We start from the raw sequence: 23,191 nt of genomic DNA on the forward strand, positions 1-23,191 counted from the left end.
CTTCAGTTATCCCTCCTTCGCTAAATATGCTTGGGCAAATGCCAACAGTGCTTCTTTCTCATTAGGAACTTTCCGTGTGATGACTGCAGCTTCGGCAGCAGCCAAGACTTCTTTGAGCCACGGCCCAGAAGAACGATCAACTGTCTGCAGCAAATCGCGTCCATTGATCGCCAGCTCCTTCAAAGAATGGATCGGTAGTTGCTGATACCGCTGACTGATTTTTGCAGGATCATTGGGCAGCTTGTCATAACGCAATAATCCTTCGGCTAAACAGGTTGCTTCTAGACCGAACTGATACAACACTAGGTCATTCCATTCGCCGTTTCGACGCGCGAGCAGTGCTTGATAAGCCGTGTGTACTTGGCGGATGCAGTCATTGGAACATTTCCAAGCTTTTAAAAAGCTGCGGACTGCCTCTGGCGCTAAACTCATTTGGTCAATGAGCAAAACCCAGGCCGCCGTTTCGTTTTCTAATGGGATCGCTGGCAGGTCTGCCATCCGCAGTAACGCCTCACCGTATCCCCGCAAGCCTGGGCAATAGATATAGCATTCGGTTTCTACTAGCGCCCGTAGTGCTTGGTTCCGATGATTGCCTAACAGCAATTTCACGAATTCAATCATGATCCGTTCAACAGAGATTTTTCCCAACAAGGCATGATTCGCATGGATAGCAGCCAATGTTTCTGTTTCTAAAACAAAGCCCAATTGACTGACAAAACGCAGCCCCCGCATCATTCGTAGGGCGTCCTCATGGAAACGTTCCTGGGGGTGACCCACTGCTCGTAAAATCTGATTATCGATATCTGCCAGACCATCGAAAAGATCAATGATGACACCATCTTCTTGAAGTGCCAACGCATTGATGGTAAAGTCCCGCCGTTTTAGATCTTCTTTCAGGGAACGGACAAAATCCACTTTGTCGGGTCTGCGGTAATCTTGATAGGCTGCTTCCGTTCGAAACGTAGTGATCTCATACTGCGCCTGCTCCCACAAAACCAACACCGTCCCATGCTCGATGCCAATGTCAATGGTTCGAGGAAAAAGCGCCTTGATTTCGGCTGGAAATGCACTGGTAGCAATATCGACATCATGAATCGGCTGGCCTAAGATCGTGTCTCGCACGCTGCCGCCGACAAAGTATGCTTCATAGCCTGCGGCTTCGATTTTTTTTAAAAGCGGTGCAGCTTCTGCAAATTCTTTTGGTAGTTTAGTCAGCTTCATATACTTTCCCATCTTTTCTTTCAAAACGATACGCATCCCGCTGATTGAATTTTGCCATATTTTCCTCAAACACTTCAGTCAGGTCGATGTCTAGTGAATTAGCCATGATCATCGTCACAAAGAGTACATCACCGAGTTCTTCTGCCACGGTCTTTTCAACTTCATCGCTTTTTTTATTTTTTTCCCCGTAATAGTGATTCACTTCTCGCGCCAATTCGCCAACTTCTTCGGTCAAACGAGCCATTTGGGCGAGGGGGCTGAAATAGCCAGTTTTAAATTGTTGAATATAGGCATCGACTTCTTCTTGCATCGATGCCAAAGAACGTTTTTCTGTCATCTTCTTCACCCTTTCTCGTTTATCTTACCAAAAGAATGGCTGCCTGCCTAGATAGAGCCCCCTCAGGATTTGTTGTACATTCAATGATTTCGTGCTACATTGATACTTGTGGAAGTTGAATAACGGAGGAAACAGGATGCGGGCATTTTTTTCATGGCGAACGATTCGCGACATTGTTTTGATTATTTTCGGTACGAGTATTTATGGCTTCGGTCTAGTCTATCTAAATATCCCAAATGACTTAGCAGAAGGCGGTGTGACAGGGATTACCTTGATCCTGCGAGCCTTATGGGGCATCAATCCTGCCATTAGTACGTTGATCTTAAATATTCCGATCATTTTGATCGGTGGCAAAATTCTTGGTCGACGCTCGTTAGTGTATACGATTTTAGGAACCTTTGGTTTGTCTTTTTGGTTGGCCTTTTGGCAGAGTGTTCCCCTGTTGATCGATCTACAGCACGATCTACTGATCGTCGCACTCTTAGCCGGTTTGATTGCAGGAATCGGTAGTGGGATCGTCTACAAAGTTGGTGGAACAACAGGTGGCGTCGATGTATTGGCACGTATTTTAGAGAAAAACTTTGGGGTGACGATCGGGCGTTCGCTTTTGATCTTTGATGTGTTCGTCCTGTTGCTTTCTTTGACCTATATAGATTTGAACCGCATGATGTATACGTTGATTTTTTCTTATGTCTTCACGCGTGTGATCGATTCGATCCTAGACGGCGGTTATTCAGCGAAAGGAATCTTAGTGATCAGCAATCACAGCGAAGAGATGGCTCCTGTTTTAATGGATGAATTAGAACGCGGTGTCACGTTTTTACAGGGCGAAGGGGCTTACTCAAGAGTGTCGAAACAAATCATTTATATGGTGGTCAGCGGGCGGGAGATTTCTGAAGTCAAGCGCATCGTTCATGACTTTGATCCGCAAGCGTTTGTTTCTGTCATCAATGTCCATGAAGTCGAAGGTGAAGGCTTTACCTACTTAAGACCTAAGTCGCGGTTCTTACAGCGCAAAACCGCTGTTTCTAAAACAAAATAAAGACTGAAAAAAGCAGCCCCGGTTAAAGGGCTGCTTTTTGCTTGTTACCGGCTTTCTTCTTTTTGCTGGAGCAAGTGTCGATTTACTTCATCGGAAAGTTCTAAGAAGGCATCACGATCCCCATTTTCCAAGGCTAGATCGATTTGCCGATACAAGGTATCGATTTTGGTTTTTGTTTCTTCTTTTTCAAGGTACTGGGTAACATGTTGGGTCATTTCTTGATCCAAGTGGTCGTTCCACCGTTCATAGGGATTGTCTTCCAGAACAGCTAAATATAGGGATTGCGACCAAGAATCTGGGAAGAGACATTCAAGATACAACGGTTGTTTCCAATTCATGCGAATCTCATGAAAAATCTGATCAATGTCATAAAAGGTCTGTCCCTCGATACTCAAGACAAAGGGTTCGCCTCCAATTTCCGTACTGCGGACACTTAACCCTCGTTTGGCTGCAGCGGCCCCTTCTACAAAATGAACATTGGTCAAGATCGCTTCATGATTCGCCAGATAGTTCAACACCCAAGAGACTTCACGACGACTGAAGGAAACGGTCGAAACTAACCAATTAAGAAACTTTTTCTTTTCTTGTACATTGACGTTCATTTCTCTCACCTATCTTTCTAATAAGTCCTCCACGATCGACTGTACTTCTAAATCACCTGGCTCGTGTGCCAAATAATGTTGCAGCAAATGAAGTGCTTCAGACAAACGTCCTTCTTCACGTAAGAAAATGCCGTATTCCTTCATAAACGCTGGTTCATGATGCAAATCAGCATTGGCTGCTTCGTAATATTTTGCTGCTTTGTCAAAATCTTCTAACGCATTGAAGGCTTGCGCCAGATTCCATAGAGCGTGAGGCTGTTCATTGTCTTCCATTCGTTCGATCGCCAAGATTGCTTCTTGCCAGCGCTCTTCGTTCAAGTATAAATTACTTAAGGTCAGCAACGTATCCTCTTCTTTTTCACCAGTTTCCAGTGCTTTAAGTAAAAATGATTCGGCTGCTTCACTGTCATGAAGTCGGTAAGCATTCTCGGCAGCAAAATGATAGAAATCTACTTGGTATGGATCTTCATGAATTCCTTCCTCGATCACACGTTGCGCTTCTTCCAGCTGCTCTTCTTCTTGCAATGCTTCAGCCAAATAGAGATACAAGGCCCGGTATTGGGGATTCATGACCCGCAACTGCTGCAAGTAGCGTATCGCTTGTTCATTTTCCTTCAGCTGCAAATAGACTAAAGCTGTTTGAAAGAGACGCTCATCCGTCTGTTCGTCTTCTAAGCTTGCTTCAAAGTATTCTAATGCCTCTTCAAACTTACCTGCCATACTCAATGAAGTCCCAGTCCGTTCAACGATTGAGATTCCTGAAATATCCGTAATTTCTTCTTCCAACAATCCTTGATAAAGGTCAACAGCTTCTTGATAGCGATCCGTTGAAAAAGCTAACTCAGCTAAGGCAAAGCGAATCAAGGGTTCCTCTGGCACAAGGCTTTGCGCTTCTTTTAATTTGGCTTCACTGACTTCCGGGATACCGATCAGTTGATAGAGATCCGCACTCAACAACAAGGCTTGCAGATACGCTTCACTCGTTGGTGGTATTTGATCGATATAGGTGAAGGCTGTTTCGATCTGGTCTTCTTCCATCGCAATTTCTGCTAAAGGAAGCAGCAAAGCTTCATTTTCAGGGTGCCGCTGCTGCAGGGTTTCAAATAACGTTTTTGCCTCTTCTAAAAAACCGATCTGCAATAATTCATCGCCCAAAGCGCCGAGTGTTTCATCATCATCTTTTTGCAGTGCTTCGGTAAAATTCAATTGTGCTTCAGCCAACTCTTCTGCGGCTAGTGCTTTTAACATTTTTTCACTATAAGTTTCCATCTAGACCCCTCGAATCTCATTGATTAATCGCTGATAAGTCTCCATCGTCTGGACAAGATCTTTTTCCTCGATTTCTGTTCTGCCCCCTATTGTACCAACTTTTGCCAAAAATAACAGTTTTTTTTCTTTTTGCTGCAATTCTAGTACATGGCTGAAATACTCGCTTAAGGAAAAAGATTCGGGCAATTCGATAGGAAAGCCTAATCGGGCAAGCCATTGGCAAAACACCGGCAGATCGACAGTCAACTGTTGCTGCTGGACTGTCCAAATAAAATGAAACAAAAAGCCAAAGAACAATTTCATCGCATCAGACAGCAAGTGACCATTTTCCGTTCGATAAGCAGCATCGGCAAAGAGTTGCCCAAACTCCTCCAATTCGCCGCCCGACTGCTGATACAATTGGATCAGCTGATTGGTATATGCTGCCAATGAGTGTCTCATTAACGCCTGATGACTGGGATACGTTCGATAAAGCTCTTTTAAAAAATCGCTATCGGCAAGCACGCCACCACGGATCAGGGTCAAAAAGTCCACCAGTTTCCCATCGATCTGCTTTTCGGCAATCGTCTGATCGAAAATAACAAATTGTGGTGTGTTAGGGTTTTGCAACATCGGGATATCTGGCTTTTTCACAACGATCGCTGTTTCTTTGACACTTTTAGCTAAAGCCCGCAAGGAGACGGGAATCAGCCAAAGCTTTGTCGTTAGAACCGAAGTCGCATGGATAAAACTGCTCAGTGCCAATACACCTTCATTCCCAAATCCGACGATCAACAAGGACTCTTGCTTAGAAAAGCGACCGAAGAAATCCATTGCGGCCTTAAATTCGCTAAAGTTGTTGCAATACATTTGGTTGGTACAAATATACCAATTGACCTCGCGCGGCAAAAACAGGCGGGTTACTTTTTCTGAAAAGCGGTCATAATAACGCTGATTCGTCAAAATGATCACCTGTTGCGGCTCGATCGACTGTTCTTTCATGACCGATGCCAGTGTTTCACCGTAAGAAATCTGAGTTTCTTGCTCATTTCTGTAAAAAACAGCTTCCATCGGCTCACTCCTTTGTTGCTACTACTTACTATTATAGCAAGAAGCCGCTGAAACACCTACTAAATCGCTAACCATTAGGAAGTATTTTTCGCCGATTTGTCCCATGTTTCTATGCCAAAAAACAAAAAACATGATTTCCTGTTATTACAAAGGAAACCATGTTTTTTTCTAAACCAAAAGCGAGTAAAGTGATTGATTTTGCTGAAGGTTGATATAGTTTTGGTCAAACTGTTCAATTCGTGACAGTAATGCGGGTAGATCTTTTTTGTGTTTCAACAAGATTCCCAGCATTACTGGTCCTGTTCCACGATTGATTTTTTTCGTATATTCAAACCTCGTGATATCATCATCAGGCCCTAATACATGGCTAACAAATTCCTTCAACGCACCGGGACGTTGCGGGAAGTTGACGATAAAATAATGTTTCAATCCTTGATAAATCAGTGATTTCTCTTCGATCTCAGCCATGCGGGAACTATCATTGTTGCCGCCACTCACAATACAGACGACTGTTTTGCCTTTGATTTGCTCTTTGATCAGCTCCAAAGCTGCCACACTCAAGGCACCAGCTGGTTCAGCGACGATCGCTTGTTTGCTGTATAATTCTAAAATCGTTTGGCAGATTGCACCTTCTTCCACCGTTACCAATTGATCCACGTAGCGTTTGGCATGGGCATAGGTTTGAGCTCCGACTTGTTTGACTGCCGCACCATCCACAAAGGTTTCAATATGCTCTAAAGCCACTGGTCCTTGGTGATCAAAGGCTGCTTGCATCGAGGCTGCCCCTACAGGTTCTGCTCCAACAACTTTTATCTTCGGTTGCTTTTCTTTCAAATAGGCTGCGGTTCCGCTGATCAAGCCACCACCGCCAATGGCAGCTACCACCAAATCGATCGTTACTTGTTTCTTTTCAGCATCAGCTAACATTTCCACGGCTACTGTTCCTTGTCCTGCGATAATATTGGGGTCATCAAAAGGAGCAATGAAAGCCATTTGTTCTTCTTTGGCAAATTGTTTGGCAGCCTGCGCCGCCGCATCAAAGGTATCTCCCACCAATTCGATCTTGACGTAGTCACCGCCGAAAAAGAGCACTTGCGCGATTTTTTGTTGCGGGGTCGTTGTCGGCATGAAAATGACCGCATGGATCTGCTGTTCTTGACAGGTATAAGCAACGCCTTGGGCATGGTTCCCGGCACTGGCACAGACGACGCCACGACGAGTCAGTTCAGGATCTGCCTGGGTGATCGCATAGTAGGCACCTCGTAATTTGAAGGAGCGGACTTTTTGCAAGTCCTCTCGTTTCAATAAAACCGTCGCTTGGTATTTTTCAGATAAAAAGCGATCATATTGCAGCGGTGTATGACTAACTGCTCCCCGCAGTCGCTCGTAGGCTTGTTCAATTGCAGAAACTGTCACCAACAAACGCGCCACCTCTAATCTTTCGCAACAAACGGCATCATTTTCCGTAATTCGCTACCGACTTTTTCAATTTGATGGTTGCCGTTTTCTTCACGCATTTTATGGAATTCAGGGAAGCCATTTTGATTATCCTCAATGAATCCTTTCGCGAATTGACCATTTTGGATATCTGTCAATACGGCTTTCATGTTCTCTTTGGCTTGCGCGGTGATCACCCGTGCACCGGAAACGTAATCGCCATACTCTGCCGTATTTGAGATCGAATGGCGCATTTTTTTGAAGCCTCCTTCATAAATCAAGTCAACGATCAGTTTCAATTCATGACAAACTTCAAAGTACGCCAATTCCGGTTGGTACCCGGCTTCTACCAATGTTTCAAAGCCAGCTTCGATCATACTGGTCAAACCGCCACAAAGTACGGCTTGTTCCCCAAAAAGATCGGTTTCGGTCTCTTCTTTAAAGGTGGTTTCCAAAACACCGACCCGTGTGGCACCAATGCCTTTTGCATAAGATAAAGCTGTCGCTTGTGCGTTACCAGTTGCATCTTGATAGACTGCAAACAAGGCTGGCACCGCAAACCCTTCGGTAAAGGTTCGGCGCACCAAGTGGCCCGGTCCTTTAGGCGCAACTAGAAACACATCCACCTCTTTTGGCGGCGCGATCACATCAAAATGAATATTGAAACCATGCGCAAATGCCAATGCGTTACCGGCAGAAAGATTCGGTTCGATCTCATTTTTATACAACGATCCTTGGATCTCATCTGGTGCCAAGATCATGACTACATCCGCTTTTTGAACGGCTTCGGCTACTGGGAAAACCTCAAATCCATCGTTTCTTGCGGCTTCCGCTGATTTTCCTTCACGAATGCCGATAAAGACTTCATGACCTGTGTCCCGTAAATTTTGCGCATGGGCGTGCCCTTGAGAGCCATAGCCGATGATCGCAATCTTCTTGTCTCCTAGATTATCTGTAACTTCCTCGTTGTAATATACTTTTACCATACTTGTTTCCTCCGAATTCTTTCTTTATTTTAAGCAATTCAAAATTGCACTTACCCTCTTGTAAAACCCGTGACCCCTGTTCGTGCCAACTGTTTGATCCCGTAGGGACGCAAAACTTCGATGCATGCTTCTACCTTTTTTGTATCGCCGGCAACTTGCACAACGATCGTTTTCAGTGCGACATCGACAATGTGCGCTCGAAACGGATCGATCACTGCTTGGATCTCCGAGCGGCTGGTAGTTGGTGCATTGACTTTGATCAGCACCAGCTCCCGTTCGATATGAGGAATTTCTGTGATATCAGAAACCTTCAAGACATCGATCTGTTTGTTCAGATGCTTAGTCACTTGTTCTGTTTCTGCCAAATCGTTCACGTTGACAATGATCGTCATTCGTGAAAATTCTGGCCGTTCCGTTGTGCCGACAGAGATACTCTCGATATTGACCTGTCGGCGGTTTAAGACACTCGTGATGCGGCTCAAAACACCTGCTTCATTATGAACGATTGCTGCTAATACCCGTTTCATCTCCTTAGACCCCCATCATTTCATGATTGGCTTTCCCCGGTGGAATCATCGGCAGCACGTGCTCTGAGGGCGAGACCATTACTTCGATCAGCTGCGGTCCTGATTGAGAAAAAGCTGCTGCCAATTGATCTGCCAGTTGCTCTGGGGCATCGATCCGACAGCCTTCGATGCCGTAAGCTTGTGCCAGTTTAACAAAATCAGGTTGTTGTGCAAAAACAGAGGCAGAGCGTCGTTTGCCATGAAAGGTTTCTTGCCATTGACGGACCATTCCTAACGAACGATTGTTCAACAAAACAAATTTGACATTCAAGCCATACTCATTCAAAATCGCAAATTCTTGGTTCGTCATTTGAAATCCACCATCGCCAACAAACACCACGACCATTTTTTCTGGATGAGCAAATTGGGCACCAATTCCCGCAGGGATGCCATAGCCCATCGTGCCCAGTCCGCCACTGGTAATCAGTTGTTTAGGAAAGCGAAACGGATAATACTGCGCGACCCACATTTGATGTTGCCCAACATCGGTAATGACGTAAGCCTCTCCTTTGGTCAAACGTCCTACTTCTTCGATGACCTTTTGCGGTTTGATTTCTTGTGTCTGGGTGCGATCATAGCGATAAGGTTTTTCCTTTTTCCGTTTTTGGCATAGATCCAACCAGTCAGACCATGTTCCTCTTGTTGGCTTATAGCGCAGCATTTGTTGCAAAGCAGCCTTGGCATCGCCAACGATTGGGATCTTAGTTTCTACGATCTTGCCGATCTCTACTGGGTCGATATCGATATGAGCAACGATCGCCTGCTTGCCGAACTGACTGCCGGCCGTTGCTAAACGATCATCGAAGCGAGAGCCGATATTGATAATCAAATCGGCTTCCGATAAAGCCATGTTCGCCGCATAGGTGCCATGCATACCGCCCATGCCCAAGAAAAATTGATGATCACTTGGCAGTAAGCCTAAGCCAAGCAACGTTGTCACTGTCGGCAACTTGTACTTGGCAATAAATGTATTTAGTTCAGCTGCAGCTTCGGCAGCGATCACGCCTGCACCCGCCAGTACCACTGGTCGCTGAGCTTTTTCCAAGACTTGCATCAGTTTTTCGATTTGCAGACGGGATGGCTCTGCCGTCGGCTGATAACTTTTCCTTGTGATCGGCAATGAGCAGGTTTCAGCGGTTTCTTGTAATGTAATATCTTTCGGAAGGTCGATGACAACCGGTCCTTTTCGCCCTGTGGAAGCGATATGGAAGGCTTCAGCGATCACTTTTGGCAGCTCATCGACACAGCGGACCTGGTAGTTGTGCTTCGTGATCGGCAATGTGATACCCAGAATATCGGCTTCTTGGAAGGCATCTTTGCCAATTCCTGGTACCGCCACTTGCCCTGTGATAACTACCAATGGTACGGAATCACTCATAGCATCGGCAATGCCCGTGACAACATTTGTAGCACCTGGTCCGCTCGTCACTAAAACGACCCCAACATTGCCAGTAGCTTTGGCATAGCCTTCAGCGGCGTGGATCGCGCCTTGCTCGTGACGCGTCAAAATATTCGGAATCGCTGCATCATATAATTGATCATATAACGGCAGGACGGCGCCGCCCGGATAGCCAAAGATCATTTCGACGCCTTGCTCTTGTAAGCTGTCCACTAATACTTGTGCGCCAGTCCTTAGATGCGATGCTTGATACTCGATATTTTCCATTGCTACTCCTCCTCATCAGGTACTCGCATAATCCCGCCCGTATTCGCAGAGGTCACTAAAGCGGTATAACGTGCAAGCCAGCCTTTCTTCACTTTCGAACGAAACTTTGGTCGTTCTTGCGCACGCGTGGCAAGTTCTTCATCGGATACTTGCAGATTCAGCGTCCGATTTGGCAAATCAATTATGATTTCATCACCGTCGTTGACTAGCCCTAATGGACCGCCTGCAGCGGCTTCTGGCGAAATATGGCCAACGGCGATTCCTCGGGTCGCTCCTGAAAAGCGACCATCGGTGATCAAGGCGACATCTTTGCCTAACCCGCGACCAACGATACTTGAGGTAGGCGCCAGCATTTCTGGCATACCTGGTCCTCCTTTTGGACCCTCATAGCGGATCACTACAACATGTCCTTTTTGTACGGTATGGTTGTCGATGGCAGCAACTGCTTCATCATGAGAATCAAAACAGATCGCTTTGCCTTTGAATACTTGGACACTTGGATCGACCCCACCGACCTTGATGACACTGCCTTCTGGGGCGATATTGCCGTACAAGATCGATAGACCGCCCACAGGACTATACGGGTTTTCTTTGGGATGAATGACTTCTTCGTTGTGGATCTTCGCTTCAGCGACATTTTCTCGTAACGTCTTACCGGTAACAGTCGGTCGATCGGGATGAATCGCTCCCTCGATATCACAAAGCTCCCTTATGATTGCCGAAACGCCGCCAGCTTCATGGACATCGTGCATCGAATAGGCTGATGATGGCGCGATTTTTGAGAGATAAGGCACTCTTTTAGCGATTTCATTGACCCGTCTTAAGTCATAGTCGATCTCTGCTTCATTGGCGATCGCTAAGGTATGCAGCACTGTGTTGGTGGACCCCCCCATCGCCATGTCTAAAGCGAAGGCATCATCAATAGCTTCTTTGGTCACGATGTCGCGAGGCTTGACTTGTTTTTCAACAAGATCCATCAACTTAAAGGCGGCTTGTCTAACTAGTTCTCGTCGCTCTTGAGACACAGCGAGGATCGTGCCATTGCCTGGCATTGCCAATCCTAAGATTTCTAAGAGGCAATTCATCGAGTTGGCAGTAAACATCCCTGCGCAGGAGCCGCAAGTCGGACAGGCATTTTGTTCCATAAACTCAAAATCTTCTTTTGTCATATTCCCCGTCTTGTACGTCCCAACGGCTTCAAACATGGAAGATAAGGTTATTTGATGTCCCCGAGGATCAATGCCGGCTTTCATCGGACCGCCGGAACAAAAGATTCCTGGTACGTTGGTCCGCATCGCTGCTAAAATCATGCCAGGAGTGATCTTGTCACAATTTGGGATATAAAATACGCCGTCAAACCAGTGGGCATTGATGACGGTTTCTGCAGAATCAGCGATCAATTCTCGGCTAGGTAGCGAATAACGCATGCCAATATGTCCCATCGCAATGCCATCATCCACGCCGATCGTATTGAACTCAAAAGGGATGCCGCCAGCTTCACGAATCGCTTCTTTAGCGATATCTGCTAACTCCCGTAAATGCACATGTCCGGGTACGATATCGATATAGGAATTACATATCGCGATAAATGGTTTGTTCATATCATGGATATTTTTAACTTGTCCTGTGGCATAGAGCAGACTCCTAGCTGGCGCTGCATCGATCCCTTTTTTAATTTGATCACTTCTCACACTCATCATCTCCTGCATTTTGGAATAAAAAAAGCATCCCGGTTATAAAAAACTGGGATGCTTTGCCAGAATCCCATTTTACTTACGCAAATAGGACTCAAACAAACGGATAATTTTTGCTTCCGTGTTCTAAGTCCTGGTATCAATAATAATGACTAATAAATATTGATTAAAATTACGCATAGAAAATGGCTCCTTCATTAGAAATAGTAACGTTCTTGTAATTGTTTACCAATATACCCTTTGCAAAAACACTTGTCAACGAATTTTCTGAAATTTTTTTCAATAATGACAATTCTATCAAGCCCATTCTAACATTGGATGTCATTTAATCGGTTTCCCGTTTTTGTTAAGATCTCTTTTGTATAAAGGGTGATTATATCCAAAAGTGAGTAAGCATTGGCGCTAAGTGTTTTTTTTAGATCAAAAGAAAAACAAACTATTATTTTGAATTTTCTGACAATAAAATGTGATTGCTTACTTTCCAGATGACAACCGCATGGGAACAACCAATATTTAAGCAAAAGAAAAAACCCTTGATTACTCAAGGGTTTCTACAAGACTCAATTATTTCACTGCGTCTTTAAGAGCTTTACCTGGTTTGAATGCAGGTACTTTGCTAGCAGGGATCTTGATTTCTTCACCAGTTTGTGGGTTGCGTCCTTTGCGTTCTGCACGAGAACGAACTTCAAAGTTACCAAAGCCGATCAATTGAACTTTTTCACCGTTAGCTAAAGCGTCTTGAATTGTTGAGAATACAGCGTCTACTGCTGCAGTTGCGTCTTTCTTAGTTAAGTCAGTAGCTGCTGCAACTTTTTCGATTAATTCTGCTTTATTTGCCATGGATGGTTTCACCTCCTGATATTTTTTTTGATGTCATGCATCAACAAAAATCTTGAGTGGTCCAAGGTTTTTGTCAAATATTGATTACCATCAATATTCTGATATAACGTTATCATAAGAACCTTGTAATATCAAGGATTTTAACGTTTTTAGGGGGTTTTTTTTTGGTTTTTTCCCATTTTTCTAGAAAAGGACAGATTTCTTTGTAAAAAGAAACAAAGTATGATAAAATCTCTATTTTCTTCTGCGAGGAATGATCCGAATCGGCGTTCCTTCAAAAGTGAATGCCTTGCGGATTTGATTTTCTAAGAAACGTGCATAAGAGAAATGCATCAGTTCTTCTTCGTTGACAAAAATAACAAAAGTTGGCGGTTTGACAGCTACTTGCGTCGCATAAAAAATCTTCAAACGTTTGCCTTTGTCTGTTGGGGTTGGGTTGATCGCCACAGCGTCCATAATGACGTCATTCAACAACGCAGATGGAATACGCATGTTTTGATTCATGCTGACTTCTTCAATCAATTGCGGCAGCTTATTCAAGCGCTGTTTCGTCACTGCGGAAACAAAAATGATTGGCGCGTAATCCAAATATTGGAATTCATCTCTGATTTCTTCTTCAAAATCACGCATCGTATTCGTTTCTTTTTTCAATGTATCCCATTTATTGACAACAATAATGATTCCACGGCCTGCTTCATGGGCATAGCCAGCGATCCGTTTGTCTTGCTCGCGAATCCCTTCTTCGGCGTTCAAGACCATCAAGACGACGTCTGAGCGTTCAATGGCCCGCATTGCCCGCATCACACTGTATTTTTCAGTAGACTCGTAGACCTTCCCTTTTTTACGCATGCCGGCGGTATCGATCATGGTAAACTCTTGACCGCTTTCGCTGGTAAAATGGGTATCGATCGCATCACGAGTCGTTCCTTCGATATCAGAAACGATCACTCGCTCTTCCCCTAGAATTGCATTGATCAAAGAGGATTTACCGACATTTGGTCGACCGATCAAACTAAACTTGATGATGGAATCATCTTCTTCTTCTGCTTCATTGGTGAAGTGTTTGACTGCTTCATCAAGAACATCCCCGATCCCTAATCCATGACTTCCTGAGATTGGGTATGGATCGCCTAGACCCAAACCATAAAATTCATAGATGTCGGTACGCATCTCGGGATTATCAACTTTGTTGACCGCTAAAATCACGGGTTTGTTGCTTTTGTACAGCAAACGAGCCACAAGCTCATCAGCATCAGTTACTCCTTCACGAGCACTCGTAATAAAAACAATGACATCTGCTTCATCGATGGCGATTTCTGCTTGATGCTTGATTTGATCCATAAACGGCTCATCACTTAAATCGATCCCACCTGTATCGATCACGCTAAACTCACGGCCTAGCCATTCACCGGTGGCATAAATACGATCTCTGGTCACTCCTGGAGTATCCTCAACGATCGAAATTCGTTCTCCAGCTATCCGGTTGAAAATGGTCGATTTCCCCACATTCGGACGTCCAACGATCGCTATTGTTGGATTTGACATTTTTTACCCTCCATTTAAAAAAGCAGTCCTTGTACGCTGCTTCTTGTATTCAATCTTACTTAGTTTACCTAAAGCCATGGAAAGTTGCAAGCTTTCCTGGCAAACAAAAAACCAGCTTATAACAAATTCAAACATCGAATCGTTATAAGCTGATGGCATACAATTACTCTTCGTCGCTGTCTTTTAAGGCATCGCCTAAGATATCACCCATAGTAAAACCAGTTGATTCTTCTGGCAATTGATAGTCGTCCTCTGAAACCTCTTGTGTTTCATTGGTGTTTTCGGCTTTTTCTAATGCTTTGATACTTAATGCGATTCGGTGTTCTGAAGGGTTCACTTCAAGCACTTTCACTTGCACTTCATCACCTTCTTGTAAGACTTCATGTGGTGTCGCAATGTGTTTATGGGAGATTTGTGAAATATGGATCAGCCCTTCAACACCTGGGAAGACTTCCACAAACGCACCGAAGCTTGTCAAGCGTTTAACAGTCCCCGTCAAGACACTGCCAACAGCCGCTTGCTCTTCAATATTGGTCCAAGGTCCAGGCAATGTGTCTTTGATCGAAAGTGACACACGTTCTTTGTCTGCATCAACAGATAAGATACGCACATTGACGGTATCGCCAACAGATAAAACATCACTCGGTTTGCCAACATGTCCATGAGAAATTTCAGAGACATGGACAAGTCCATCGATGCCGCCAAGGTCTACGAAGGCACCAAAGTCGGTCAAACGCGCTACTTTTCCTTCTACTTCTTGTCCTTCATATAAATCAGCTAATAAAGCTTCTTTTTGTTTTGCTTTTTCTGCTTCGACAACTGCTTTATGAGAAAGGATCAAACGGTTTTCTGAAGGCTCGATCTCAACGATTTTAAAGGTCAATGTTTTCCCTTTGTAATCTTCGAAATCCGCAACAAAATGGTCTTCGACCATTGATGCTGGGACAAACCCACGAACACCTACATCAACCACTAACCCGCCCTTAACGACGTTGGTGACTGGTGCTTCAATGATTTTTCCTTCTTGGAAATCTTTTTCGATATCTTCCCAAACTTTTTTCGCGTCTAAGCGACGTTTAGAAAGGAGATAGCTGCCGTTTTCTTTGTCTTTACCAATTGCTGAAATCACAACCAATTCTAAGACATCCCCAACTTTGACTGCTTCGTTGATGTCTTCAACAGGTAAAGTTGATAATTCTTTTGCAGGAACAACGCCTTCAACGCCGGCACCTTCGATCCCTACGATCGCTTGTTTATCCTCAATGGCCAATACCTCACCTTTAACGATATCTCCAACTTTTACTTCTTGGAAATTGTCTAAAGCGGCTTCCATTGATTCATTTCCACTCTCAACCTGATTATTTTCAAATTCTGTCATCTCTCATGTCCTCCTAACCAACAATTCTGCAATAATTGCACTACACCTTTTAGTTTAAAATAGAATGAAAAAAAAATAAAGCGATTTCTCTTATTTTCCTAAAAAACTACGGTTTTTTCGTTAAAAAAGTCTTTTCACCTCTGTTTTCTTACTCACTTTCATCTTTTGGTTTCAAAAAATAAAAAAACAATGGGGAACACCCATTGTTCACCCATTGTTTTTGTTAATCAATTTTTTCTTTGATGGTTTTTTTGATTGCTTCGACGACTTGCTCGATCGTTAAACCAGACGTATCGATTCGAACCGCATCCTCCGCTTGTTTCAAAGGGGAGACTTCTCTGTGAGAATCCAGATAATCTCTTTGCTGGATCTCTTCTTTCAACGTCTCATAATCGGTTTTGATCCCTTTTTGCTGATTTTCTTTAAAACGGCGCTGTGCGCGTTCTTCCACACTTGCTACCAGAAAAATCTTGACTTCTGCTTGTGGTAAAACCGCCGTACCAATATCGCGGCCATCCATCACGACACCGCCATCTTTAGCGATCAACTGCTGTTGTTGGACGAGTTTTTCACGGATCGCAGGGTATGCCGACACCTTCGAAACTGCGTTGGTTACTTCTGGCTGACGGATCGCTTCGGTGACTTGCTCTCCTCCTGCAAAGACCTCTTGACCGTGTTCAGTCGGTTCAAAAGTGATGGGGTATTGATCGATCAAAGCAGCGATCGCCGCTTCATCTTCAAGTGAACAGCCCGTTTTTAAAGCCAAATACGTGATGCTGCGATACATGGCACCGGTATCTGTATAAATAAACCCTAAATCATTGGCGATGATTTTTGCCACTGTGCTTTTTCCCGATGACGCAGGACCATCAATAGCGATGTTGATTTTTTTCATTTTTCTTACTCCTCGTTTCCCAACGATGTGTATTCCTTCATCGTTTCTGCTTATCGTTCACCTTGGCTTCTTCCTACCAAGAAAAAAAACCGCCAAAGCGGTTTTTTATTTAATTCGTAATGTGTCGCCAGGGTATAGCATGTAGTTGTTTGGATCAATCCCATTTAATTGATATAGGGTTTCAACTGAGATGCCTGTACGGGCTGCCACTTGTTCAGGACCTTCACCTGCTTGCACCGTCGTATATTCCTCGGTACCAGTCGCTCCTTGCCCTTGATTATTTTGCGTAGTGTCTTGCCCTGCATTGTTTTCTTGTTGAGCCGGCTCACTACTACTTGATGGCGTCGTTGAAGCTGGTGTAGAACTGCTACTGCTTGATGAAGAACTTGATTCACTTGTTGACGAACTCGTTTCCCTTGTCGATTCAGTAGTGGATGATTCCGTTGTCGATGACTCGGTTGTCGAAGATTCTGTCGTACTTTCTACTGTACTGCTCGAACTTGCTGCGGTCGGGGCATCACTGTTATGATTCAACACCCAAATACCGGCACCAACCGGAATTGCCACGATCAAGAAAAGCAAAACTAAAACGATCGTCAAAAAGAGTGAATTCCCACGCTTTTGTTTTCTTTGTTGGGATCTTGATGCAGAATCATCGTATTCTGTATCATAGATTGGTTGTTCCCACGGTTCTTGATTTTCTGAATTGTAGTCATTGTCTTTCTTGCTCACTCGTATTCCCTCCTAGTTTCCTTCCGATGTATTATACCATAGGTAAATAAAAACTGTCCTGCAAAATACGATTCAATTTATATCTTTAAAAATTTTTATTAAACGTTCTTGCCAATGAAGGATGACTTTTTTTTCTAAAAGCTCTTCTTCTACTGCCAATTCGATCCCGTCATGGTCGCAACAATAAGGATTCTGTTGCACTTTTTCTCCAAAATGCGCCAATAAAAACTGACGGCGGCAACCGGTAAAATGAATATAAGCCAACATTTTTTGTAATTGTTCTTGCTTTTGCTGTTCGTTTTGTTTTAGCGTTTCCAGCCAAAACGCAGCCCCCAACTCCTTCATCTTCTGCTGCCATTTTTCTTGCAGCGGTGTCAAGGGTTCTTTCCTCTTTTCCTGAACCATTCGTTCTAAAGCACGGCGTTCTTCTTTGTTTTCTCGCTGAAAGAAGTAGTGGATCTGCTCATCGTGTTCCTGATAAAGCAAGATCGCACTGCTTTGTGTGCCATCGCGGCCTGCTCGACCGATTTCCTGACTGTAGTTTTCTAGCGAATCAGGCAAGTCATAATGGATCACAAAACGAATATCTTCTTTATTGATCCCCATCCCAAACGCATTGGTTGCGACGAGCAATTTTAATTTATTCTGAGAAAACTGCTGCTGCAACGTTTTTCTTTGATCACTCGCTAAACCACCATGATAATAACCTGCCGAATAGCGCTGACGCAGTTTATTATAGACTTCTTCGACTTTGCTTCTTGTGGAACAGTAAATGATCCCAGCCCCGCCTAAGCGGCTGAGATAGTCTGCTAATGCCGCATCTTTGTCTGTTGTTTGCTCTACGAACAAGCCGATATTGCTACGGTTCATCGAATAACGATAGACATTGGCGTTCTTTGCTAACAACACTTGCCGAATATCTGCTTCGACTTGGGCCGTAGCAGTAGCCGTCAAAGCTAATGTGACGGGTGCCTTCAAGCGTTTTTTTACTTCACCAAGCTGCAGGTACTCTGGTCGAAAATCAATGCCCCATTGCGAAACACAATGAGCTTCATCCACCACGAACATAGCGATCTTAGCTTGTTCGAGTTGTTGCAAAATGGCTTCTTGCACGATCATTTCTGGACTTAAAAACAAAAATTTGTACTTCTGCAAGTGCTGCATCACATAGTGACGATCGGCAAGGTCCAGTTGACTATTAAATGCAATCGCGCGTTTTTCCCCTTGCTTTTGTAAGCCATAGACTTGATCTTCCATTAAAGAAACAAGCGGTGAGATAATGATCACGATGCCATCTATGAGGTACCCTGGCAGCTGATAACAGAGACTTTTGCCATTCCCGGTAGGCAGAATCGCTAACGTATCTTGCTGCGCTAAAACACTTTCGATGACTTCTTTTTGTCCTTGACGAAATGTTTTGAAGCCAAAGTACTGATTCAGTGCGTTTTCTAACATCGAATCCCCCGTTTCTGAGCAATCTGTAACAAACGGATCGTCAAAAAATCTGTCGCCAGAAGTTCCTGTAATTCTTGATAGCTGTTTTTCCAAGAAGTTGCTGGCAGCTTATTCAGCAACGCTGTATCAAAGCGCTGATACGGAAATGTCGGATCAAGCAGTGCCCATTCAATCAAATGATCATTAACGGTTCCTCGTTTGATCCTTCTTTTTTCCATGATCTGCTCAACAGAAGCTCCTTGCAAGAATAATGCACGACTTTCCAGCATACTTTGATTCAGATTCCTATTTAGAAAAGGCGATAATCCTTGAAACAGTACCATCTGCGGCTCTTTTTCGACCAGGGCTAAAAATTGATGGATCGCAGCTCCTACATAAAGATTGTCCCAAGGCTTACCTTGTACAGATTCTGGCAAAAGTTGGAAAAACGCCTGCCCAAGAAGATCAGGACCAGATAAGGTGCCCGCTAAAAAATCTGCAACTTCTGCGGGAAGCTGGTCAAAAACTGCCGAAAGTTCTCGATGAGTGATCTTTTTGATTTCAGGGTATTGATGGATCAGTCGACGCACAGGTTCTGTATATAAGGGCGTGTTCTCAACAGGAATATACTGATTGGTCACCCCTTGATATGCAGCTGCTTGAACCAGCAGTCGGACAAAACGCCAAGCCTCCTCCGTCGTTCGTCCATACCGAAAATAATCCATCTGATGCAACAACATTTCTCTGGACTGCTCATAATTTGCAACGGTCCTTTTGAGCAGCAGACCATCTGAATCCCGACTTAACATCCCTTGTTGGATCAAGTCAGCGATCGCTTGTTGATACTCCCTCTCATTCAACTGTGGCATCGCTTGAAAAAGACCTAAGCGATCATAAAAAAAGGCATAACTCAAAACAGAGCTAGTACGCTTTCCAATGAGAATTTGATAAAGTGTCGATGGGCGTAGCTTGTCAGTATCAGAAAACAGCGCTAAAATAAAAGAATCCATATCTTCCCTCCAGAAAGGACTAAAAAATGTCACAACGCTGTAAAATTGTTCCTGAGCGCTGCATTGCTTGTGGCCTATGTGCGATCTATGCCCCCGAGATCTTCGATTATGATGAAGATGGGATCGTTTTATTTGCCCAAGAACCGAGTGCTCGGCAACAGTTTATCATAGAAGAACAACAAGAAAAAGTCAAAACTGCTTGTCGCAAATGCCCTACCCGTGCGATTATCATGGAAAAATAAAGGCTCTATAATTTATGGGACTGATGAATCAGAATTGATTCTTCAGCCCCATTTTCATTTTAGGTATTAAAAAACATATCGTTCTCTAGTATGATTAAATCACCACAAAATAAACAACTGAGAGGACGATATGCTATATGAATGATTCTATCAAAAAAATGCTGAGAATAACAGAGAAAGATTTGATGATTACAGAGGTCTCTTACGAGACCCTTCAGAAGAAAAAGACATTGGTCGTCGATGCTGTTCTCTCGCCTAATCCTCGTGCTTGTAGAAGTTGTGGTTCTACTGTGGTAGATGGAAACGGGAAATCAATTATAGTGAAAAATGGGAAGAAGGAAACGATTGTCCGTTTTGAGCAATACAATCATATGCCTTTGGTTATGCGCCTAAAAAAGCAGCGCTATACCTGTAAAAACTGTCGCACCCATTGGACTGCTCAAAGTTATTTTGTCCAACCCAGACATTCAATCGCAAATCATGTGAGATATAAAATTGCTTCTTTACTGACTGAAAAAGTATCTTTATCTTTTATTGCGAAAAGCTGTCAGGTATCTTTGACCACCGTTATTCGTACATTAAAAGAGTTTAAAAGCTATTTACCAAAACAATCTAAGAAGATTCTCCCAAGAGTATTGATGGTTGATGAATTTCGTTCGCATGCTTCCATAGAAGATAAAATGAGCTTTATTTGCGCAGATGGTGAAACAGGAAAATTAATCGATGTTTTGCCTACGCGTAAATTACCTCGATTAACAAGCTATTTCTTAGGGTGTACCAATCCAGAAGAAGTAGAATTTTTGGTGACAGACATGAACGCCGCCTACTTCCAGCTCACCAAACGTGTTCTGCCAAAAGCGAAAATAGTGATTGATCGGTTTCATATTGTCAAACACATGAATCAAGCGTTCAATGAGTTGCGTATCCGTGAAATGAATGAACTTCGTAAAGCAGGACAGAAAAGCCAGGCAGAAAAACTGAAAAAGAATTGGCGCTTTTTGCTAAAAAATCGTGCAAACATCAACCATTATGAATACAAAACATGGAAAAGTTTCCGAGCACCAAAATACCCATTTCTTACTGAAGCAATGATGATTGATCGATTGCTTGAGTTTTCTACGCCCCTGAAGGAGGCGTATCCCTTTTTTCATGAATTAGTTGAAGCCTTTCGAGACAAAGACCCTGACTTATTTTTCTCCTTATTGACAGAACTTCCTGAAACGTTAGATGACAGCTTTCGGGAAAAGCTTCAAAACCTTCTTACCCATGAAGAAGGCATCACCAACGCAATGATCTATCCTTATTCCAATGGAAAAATAGAAGCGAAGAATACCCACATAAAGACAATGAAACGAGTATCCTACGGATTTAAATCATTCGAGAACATGAGAATTAGAATCTTTTTGATCAATCAATTAATCAAAGTGAGATAACAAAAAATCTGAGCCAGAATGTGGTTCATTCTGACCCAGATTTGATTTTGCACAACTCATCAGTCCTTATTGACAAAGAGCCAAAATAAAAAAGCCGACCTGCCATTGACAGACCTTTCGTCTGCAACAGCAAGTCGGCTCATTTTTTATTTTCCTATAGCAGAATGATGGGGCTGCTTACGAGCCAACCATGGCAGCAGTTTGGCATGTAGTGCTAAAAAGACGGCACTGACGATTGCGCCTTTAACCAAATTGAAAGGTAAGATCCCGATCGCCACATATTGCGGCAAAGACATTCCTAAAAATTGATCGGCTGTGACCCCGAAAAAGCGTAGGTAAAGCGGTGTGATCACAAATAGGTTCGCCACACTCATAAAAATCGTTACCGACAAGATACCGCTGATGACACCAACCATTTTGTTTTTGGTGTGGATACCTTTGCGGAAAAAGTAGTACATTGGTAAAGTAAAGGCACATGATGCTAAAAAGCTTGCCGTATCCCCCACCATATCAGCAGGTGAAAAACCAGATAAGAACAAATGTAGGACCGAACGAATGAAGGCAGTCACTACCCCACTCCAAGGACCAAATAAAAACATCATGATCATCACGGGAATATCACTAAAATCGATCTTTAGAAAGCTGAATGCCGGAAAAATTGGAAAAGCGATAAATTGCAAAATTGTTCCCATAGCAGCACACATGGCGATTGTCACCATTTTTCTTGTTTTGTTGTTCATCAGTATAAATCCTCCTAAGTTCAGGATTCCTCTTCAAACGAACCTATTAAATTTCCTCGGCTTTCTTGTCGGCGCCAGACAAAAAATGCCCTCTTTTTTCCACAGGGAAAAAAGAGGGCATTCGAAATAGCCATAAGCAAATCAAATACGCTCTATCTTCTTTATCCAGACTGTACTGTCGGTATCGGAATTTCACCGATTCAGCTATTTCCGAAGAAATAGGTCGTGGACTATAACCACCGGTCGGGAATTGCACCCTGCCCCTGAAGACGAACCTTTATTCTATTTATTACATGTTCTATTATACACAAAATCTAAAAATTAACAATAGTTACGTTTTCAGATACTTTTCAACTATTTTGCACTATTTTTCAGCTGGCTGACTTCTTTCTTCGACAATTCTCGGTATTCCCCTGGACGAAGACCTTTCAGATCTAACGGACCATAGTTTTCCCGTTTTAGTTTTTGCACAGGCAAACCAACTGCTTTTAGCATGTTTTTGACTTGATGGTTGCGACCTTCGTGGATCGTCAATTGCACAATACTAGATTGCGCCGTTTGGTCTGTCGATAAGATTTCAAAGCGAGCAGGTGCCGTCTTACGGCCTTCGATCCGAATCCCTTTTGTCAATGGGAGCAGCTGCTTTTTATCCGCAATACCTTTGACCTTGGCAACATACACTTTGTCGACTTCGTGTTTTGGATGCATCAGTGTCTGTGATAATTCCCCATCATTTGTCAGGAGCAGTAAACCGGAGGTATCATAGTCCAAGCGTCCGACTGGATACACTCGTTCAGGCACTTCAGCAAAATAATCCAAAACGACTTTGCGCTTTTTATCATCCGTAACAGCTGAAATCACACCACGAGGTTTGTAGAACAAATAATAGACGTGTTGTTCTTGTTCGATCGGTATGCCATCGACTTCAACGACGTCTTTTGAACTGACTTGGACCCCTAATTCTTTGATTACTTGTCCATTCACTCGCACTCGGCCTTCGGTTATCAATCCTTCAGCTTTTCTTCTTGAGGTGATGCCGGCATGGGCAATCACTTTTTGCAAACGTTCCATC

At 43.6% G+C, this 23,191-nt stretch carries 22 protein-coding genes and 1 riboswitch; of the genes, 3 read left to right on the forward strand and 19 right to left on the reverse strand.

Going from position 1 to position 23,191, the window contains the following annotated elements; genetic code table 11:
* Nucleotides 1–6: 6 nt before the first annotated feature.
* Both A5870_RS11065 and A5870_RS11070 read right to left on the reverse strand, forming a co-directional pair.
* Nucleotides 7–1,221, reverse strand: a complete 1,215-nt coding sequence (locus tag A5870_RS11065) for a CCA tRNA nucleotidyltransferase (protein ID WP_086292860.1) — start codon at nucleotides 1,219–1,221, stop codon at nucleotides 7–9.
* Nucleotides 1,208–1,558, reverse strand: a complete 351-nt coding sequence (locus A5870_RS11070; RefSeq protein WP_086292862.1) for a nucleotide pyrophosphohydrolase — start codon at nucleotides 1,556–1,558, stop codon at nucleotides 1,208–1,210. Before A5870_RS11070 ends, A5870_RS11065 begins: the two co-directional genes overlap by 14 nt.
* Nucleotides 1,559–1,694: 136 nt before the next feature.
* Between A5870_RS11070 and A5870_RS11075 the strand changes: the two genes are divergently transcribed.
* Nucleotides 1,695–2,600 carry a YitT family protein gene (locus A5870_RS11075; RefSeq protein ID WP_010749295.1) on the forward strand — a complete coding sequence of 302 codons (906 nt, stop codon included), beginning with the start codon at nucleotides 1,695–1,697 and terminating at the stop codon, nucleotides 2,598–2,600.
* Between the two features lie 44 nt (nucleotides 2,601–2,644).
* Here A5870_RS11075 and A5870_RS11080 read toward each other — a convergent pair whose 3' ends face one another.
* The 15 genes from A5870_RS11080 to A5870_RS11150 all read right to left on the reverse strand — a co-directional run bounded on the left by A5870_RS11080 (nucleotide 2,645) and on the right by A5870_RS11150 (nucleotide 19,704).
* Nucleotides 2,645–3,202, reverse strand: a complete 558-nt coding sequence (locus A5870_RS11080) for a YpiB family protein (protein ID WP_086292864.1) — start codon at nucleotides 3,200–3,202, stop codon at nucleotides 2,645–2,647.
* Nucleotides 3,203–3,211: 9 nt separating this feature from the next.
* The gene (locus tag A5870_RS11085; protein ID WP_086292866.1) at nucleotides 3,212–4,471 is read right to left on the reverse strand and encodes a tetratricopeptide repeat protein; all 1,260 of its coding nucleotides are present in this window, start codon (nucleotides 4,469–4,471) and stop codon (nucleotides 3,212–3,214) included.
* Nucleotides 4,472–5,521 carry a hypothetical protein gene (locus A5870_RS11090; protein WP_086292868.1) on the reverse strand — a complete coding sequence of 350 codons (1,050 nt, stop codon included), beginning with the start codon at nucleotides 5,519–5,521 and terminating at the stop codon, nucleotides 4,472–4,474.
* A gap of 168 nt (nucleotides 5,522–5,689) precedes the next feature.
* Nucleotides 5,690–6,943 (reverse strand): threonine ammonia-lyase IlvA, encoded by a 1,254-nt coding sequence (gene ilvA, locus A5870_RS11095; RefSeq protein WP_242596085.1) that lies wholly within the window; start codon nucleotides 6,941–6,943, stop codon nucleotides 5,690–5,692.
* An 11-nt stretch (nucleotides 6,944–6,954) separates the two neighbouring features.
* Nucleotides 6,955–7,944 (reverse strand): ketol-acid reductoisomerase, encoded by a 990-nt coding sequence (ilvC, locus tag A5870_RS11100; protein WP_086292872.1) that lies wholly within the window; start codon nucleotides 7,942–7,944, stop codon nucleotides 6,955–6,957.
* Between the two features lie 50 nt (nucleotides 7,945–7,994).
* Nucleotides 7,995–8,471, reverse strand: a complete 477-nt coding sequence (gene ilvN, locus A5870_RS11105) for an acetolactate synthase small subunit (RefSeq protein ID WP_077452643.1) — start codon at nucleotides 8,469–8,471, stop codon at nucleotides 7,995–7,997.
* 4 nt (nucleotides 8,472–8,475) lie between these two features.
* Entirely contained in the window at nucleotides 8,476–10,176 is a 1,701-nt protein-coding gene (gene ilvB / locus A5870_RS11110) for a biosynthetic-type acetolactate synthase large subunit (protein ID WP_086292874.1), read from the reverse strand.
* Between the two features lie 2 nt (nucleotides 10,177–10,178).
* Nucleotides 10,179–11,867, reverse strand: coding sequence for a dihydroxy-acid dehydratase (ilvD, locus tag A5870_RS11115; protein ID WP_086292876.1), 1,689 nt, complete (start codon nucleotides 11,865–11,867; stop codon nucleotides 10,179–10,181).
* Nucleotides 11,868–12,434: 567 nt separating this feature from the next.
* A complete protein-coding gene (locus A5870_RS11120) occupies nucleotides 12,435–12,710 on the reverse strand; it encodes an HU family DNA-binding protein (protein ID WP_003126821.1) in 276 nt (91 codons plus the stop codon).
* Between the two features lie 234 nt (nucleotides 12,711–12,944).
* Nucleotides 12,945–14,255, reverse strand: a complete 1,311-nt coding sequence (der, locus tag A5870_RS11125; protein WP_005231911.1) for a ribosome biogenesis GTPase Der — start codon at nucleotides 14,253–14,255, stop codon at nucleotides 12,945–12,947.
* Nucleotides 14,256–14,418: 163 nt separating this feature from the next.
* Nucleotides 14,419–15,633 (reverse strand): 30S ribosomal protein S1, encoded by a 1,215-nt coding sequence (rpsA, locus tag A5870_RS11130; protein ID WP_005229333.1) that lies wholly within the window; start codon nucleotides 15,631–15,633, stop codon nucleotides 14,419–14,421.
* A gap of 223 nt (nucleotides 15,634–15,856) precedes the next feature.
* Nucleotides 15,857–16,528, reverse strand: coding sequence for a (d)CMP kinase (gene cmk / locus A5870_RS11135; protein ID WP_034858340.1), 672 nt, complete (start codon nucleotides 16,526–16,528; stop codon nucleotides 15,857–15,859).
* 105 nt (nucleotides 16,529–16,633) lie between these two features.
* The gene (locus A5870_RS11140; protein WP_086292878.1) at nucleotides 16,634–17,260 is read right to left on the reverse strand and encodes an SAG1386/EF1546 family surface-associated protein; all 627 of its coding nucleotides are present in this window, start codon (nucleotides 17,258–17,260) and stop codon (nucleotides 16,634–16,636) included.
* Nucleotides 17,261–17,332: 72 nt separating this feature from the next.
* A complete protein-coding gene (locus A5870_RS11145) occupies nucleotides 17,333–18,715 on the reverse strand; it encodes a RecQ family ATP-dependent DNA helicase (RefSeq protein ID WP_086292880.1) in 1,383 nt (460 codons plus the stop codon).
* Nucleotides 18,709–19,704 (reverse strand): helix-turn-helix domain-containing protein, encoded by a 996-nt coding sequence (locus A5870_RS11150; protein WP_086292882.1) that lies wholly within the window; start codon nucleotides 19,702–19,704, stop codon nucleotides 18,709–18,711. Before A5870_RS11150 ends, A5870_RS11145 begins: the two co-directional genes overlap by 7 nt.
* Before the next feature lie 26 nt (nucleotides 19,705–19,730).
* Here A5870_RS11150 and A5870_RS11155 point away from each other — a divergent pair, with 26 nt between their 5' ends.
* Both A5870_RS11155 and A5870_RS11160 read left to right on the forward strand, forming a co-directional pair.
* Nucleotides 19,731–19,946, forward strand: coding sequence for a ferredoxin (locus tag A5870_RS11155; RefSeq protein ID WP_086292883.1), 216 nt, complete (start codon nucleotides 19,731–19,733; stop codon nucleotides 19,944–19,946).
* A 137-nt stretch (nucleotides 19,947–20,083) separates the two neighbouring features.
* Nucleotides 20,084–21,379 (forward strand): ISL3 family transposase, encoded by a 1,296-nt coding sequence (locus A5870_RS11160; protein ID WP_086292156.1) that lies wholly within the window; start codon nucleotides 20,084–20,086, stop codon nucleotides 21,377–21,379.
* A gap of 146 nt (nucleotides 21,380–21,525) precedes the next feature.
* On the opposite strand, the gene A5870_RS11165 is transcribed toward A5870_RS11160, so the two are convergent.
* Both A5870_RS11165 and A5870_RS11170 read right to left on the reverse strand, forming a co-directional pair.
* Nucleotides 21,526–22,119, reverse strand: a complete 594-nt coding sequence (locus A5870_RS11165) for an ECF transporter S component (RefSeq protein WP_016613081.1) — start codon at nucleotides 22,117–22,119, stop codon at nucleotides 21,526–21,528.
* Between the two features lie 150 nt (nucleotides 22,120–22,269).
* Nucleotides 22,270–22,394: riboswitch (FMN riboswitch) on the reverse strand.
* Nucleotides 22,395–22,473: 79 nt separating this feature from the next.
* The gene (locus A5870_RS11170; RefSeq protein ID WP_077452651.1) at nucleotides 22,474–23,190 is read right to left on the reverse strand and encodes a pseudouridine synthase; all 717 of its coding nucleotides are present in this window, start codon (nucleotides 23,188–23,190) and stop codon (nucleotides 22,474–22,476) included.
* Nucleotide 23,191: the final 1 nt, after the last annotated feature.

Origin of the sequence: Enterococcus sp. 2G9_DIV0600, from assembly GCF_002140615.1 — a bacterium.
Classification (GTDB): Bacteria; Bacillota; Bacilli; order Lactobacillales; family Enterococcaceae; genus Enterococcus_D; species Enterococcus_D innesii.

Coding starts and splice junctions, on each gene's coding strand:
- A5870_RS11090 (WP_086292868.1), bottom strand. CDS start 5,521: ATGGAAGCTGTTTTTTACAGAAATGAGCAAGAAACTCAGATTTCTTAC.
- A5870_RS11075 (WP_010749295.1), top strand. CDS start 1,695: ATGCGGGCATTTTTTTCATGGCGAACGATTCGCGACATTGTTTTGATT.
- ilvB (WP_086292874.1), bottom strand. CDS start 10,176: ATGGAAAATATCGAGTATCAAGCATCGCATCTAAGGACTGGCGCACAA.
- rpsA (WP_005229333.1), bottom strand. CDS start 15,633: ATGACAGAATTTGAAAATAATCAGGTTGAGAGTGGAAATGAATCAATG.
- A5870_RS11155 (WP_086292883.1), top strand. CDS start 19,731: ATGTCACAACGCTGTAAAATTGTTCCTGAGCGCTGCATTGCTTGTGGC.
- A5870_RS11120 (WP_003126821.1), bottom strand. CDS start 12,710: ATGGCAAATAAAGCAGAATTAATCGAAAAAGTTGCAGCAGCTACTGAC.
- A5870_RS11145 (WP_086292880.1), bottom strand. CDS start 18,715: ATGTTAGAAAACGCACTGAATCAGTACTTTGGCTTCAAAACATTTCGT.
- A5870_RS11160 (WP_086292156.1), top strand. CDS start 20,084: ATGAATGATTCTATCAAAAAAATGCTGAGAATAACAGAGAAAGATTTG.
- der (WP_005231911.1), bottom strand. CDS start 14,255: ATGTCAAATCCAACAATAGCGATCGTTGGACGTCCGAATGTGGGGAAA.
- A5870_RS11065 (WP_086292860.1), bottom strand. CDS start 1,221: ATGAAGCTGACTAAACTACCAAAAGAATTTGCAGAAGCTGCACCGCTT.
- A5870_RS11070 (WP_086292862.1), bottom strand. CDS start 1,558: ATGACAGAAAAACGTTCTTTGGCATCGATGCAAGAAGAAGTCGATGCC.
- cmk (WP_034858340.1), bottom strand. CDS start 16,528: ATGAAAAAAATCAACATCGCTATTGATGGTCCTGCGTCATCGGGAAAA.
- A5870_RS11170 (WP_077452651.1), bottom strand. CDS start 23,190: ATGGAACGTTTGCAAAAAGTGATTGCCCATGCCGGCATCACCTCAAGA.
- ilvN (WP_077452643.1), bottom strand. CDS start 8,471: ATGAAACGGGTATTAGCAGCAATCGTTCATAATGAAGCAGGTGTTTTG.
- ilvC (WP_086292872.1), bottom strand. CDS start 7,944: ATGGTAAAAGTATATTACAACGAGGAAGTTACAGATAATCTAGGAGAC.
- A5870_RS11150 (WP_086292882.1), bottom strand. CDS start 19,704: ATGGATTCTTTTATTTTAGCGCTGTTTTCTGATACTGACAAGCTACGC.
- A5870_RS11085 (WP_086292866.1), bottom strand. CDS start 4,471: ATGGAAACTTATAGTGAAAAAATGTTAAAAGCACTAGCCGCAGAAGAG.
- A5870_RS11165 (WP_016613081.1), bottom strand. CDS start 22,119: ATGAACAACAAAACAAGAAAAATGGTGACAATCGCCATGTGTGCTGCT.
- A5870_RS11080 (WP_086292864.1), bottom strand. CDS start 3,202: ATGAACGTCAATGTACAAGAAAAGAAAAAGTTTCTTAATTGGTTAGTT.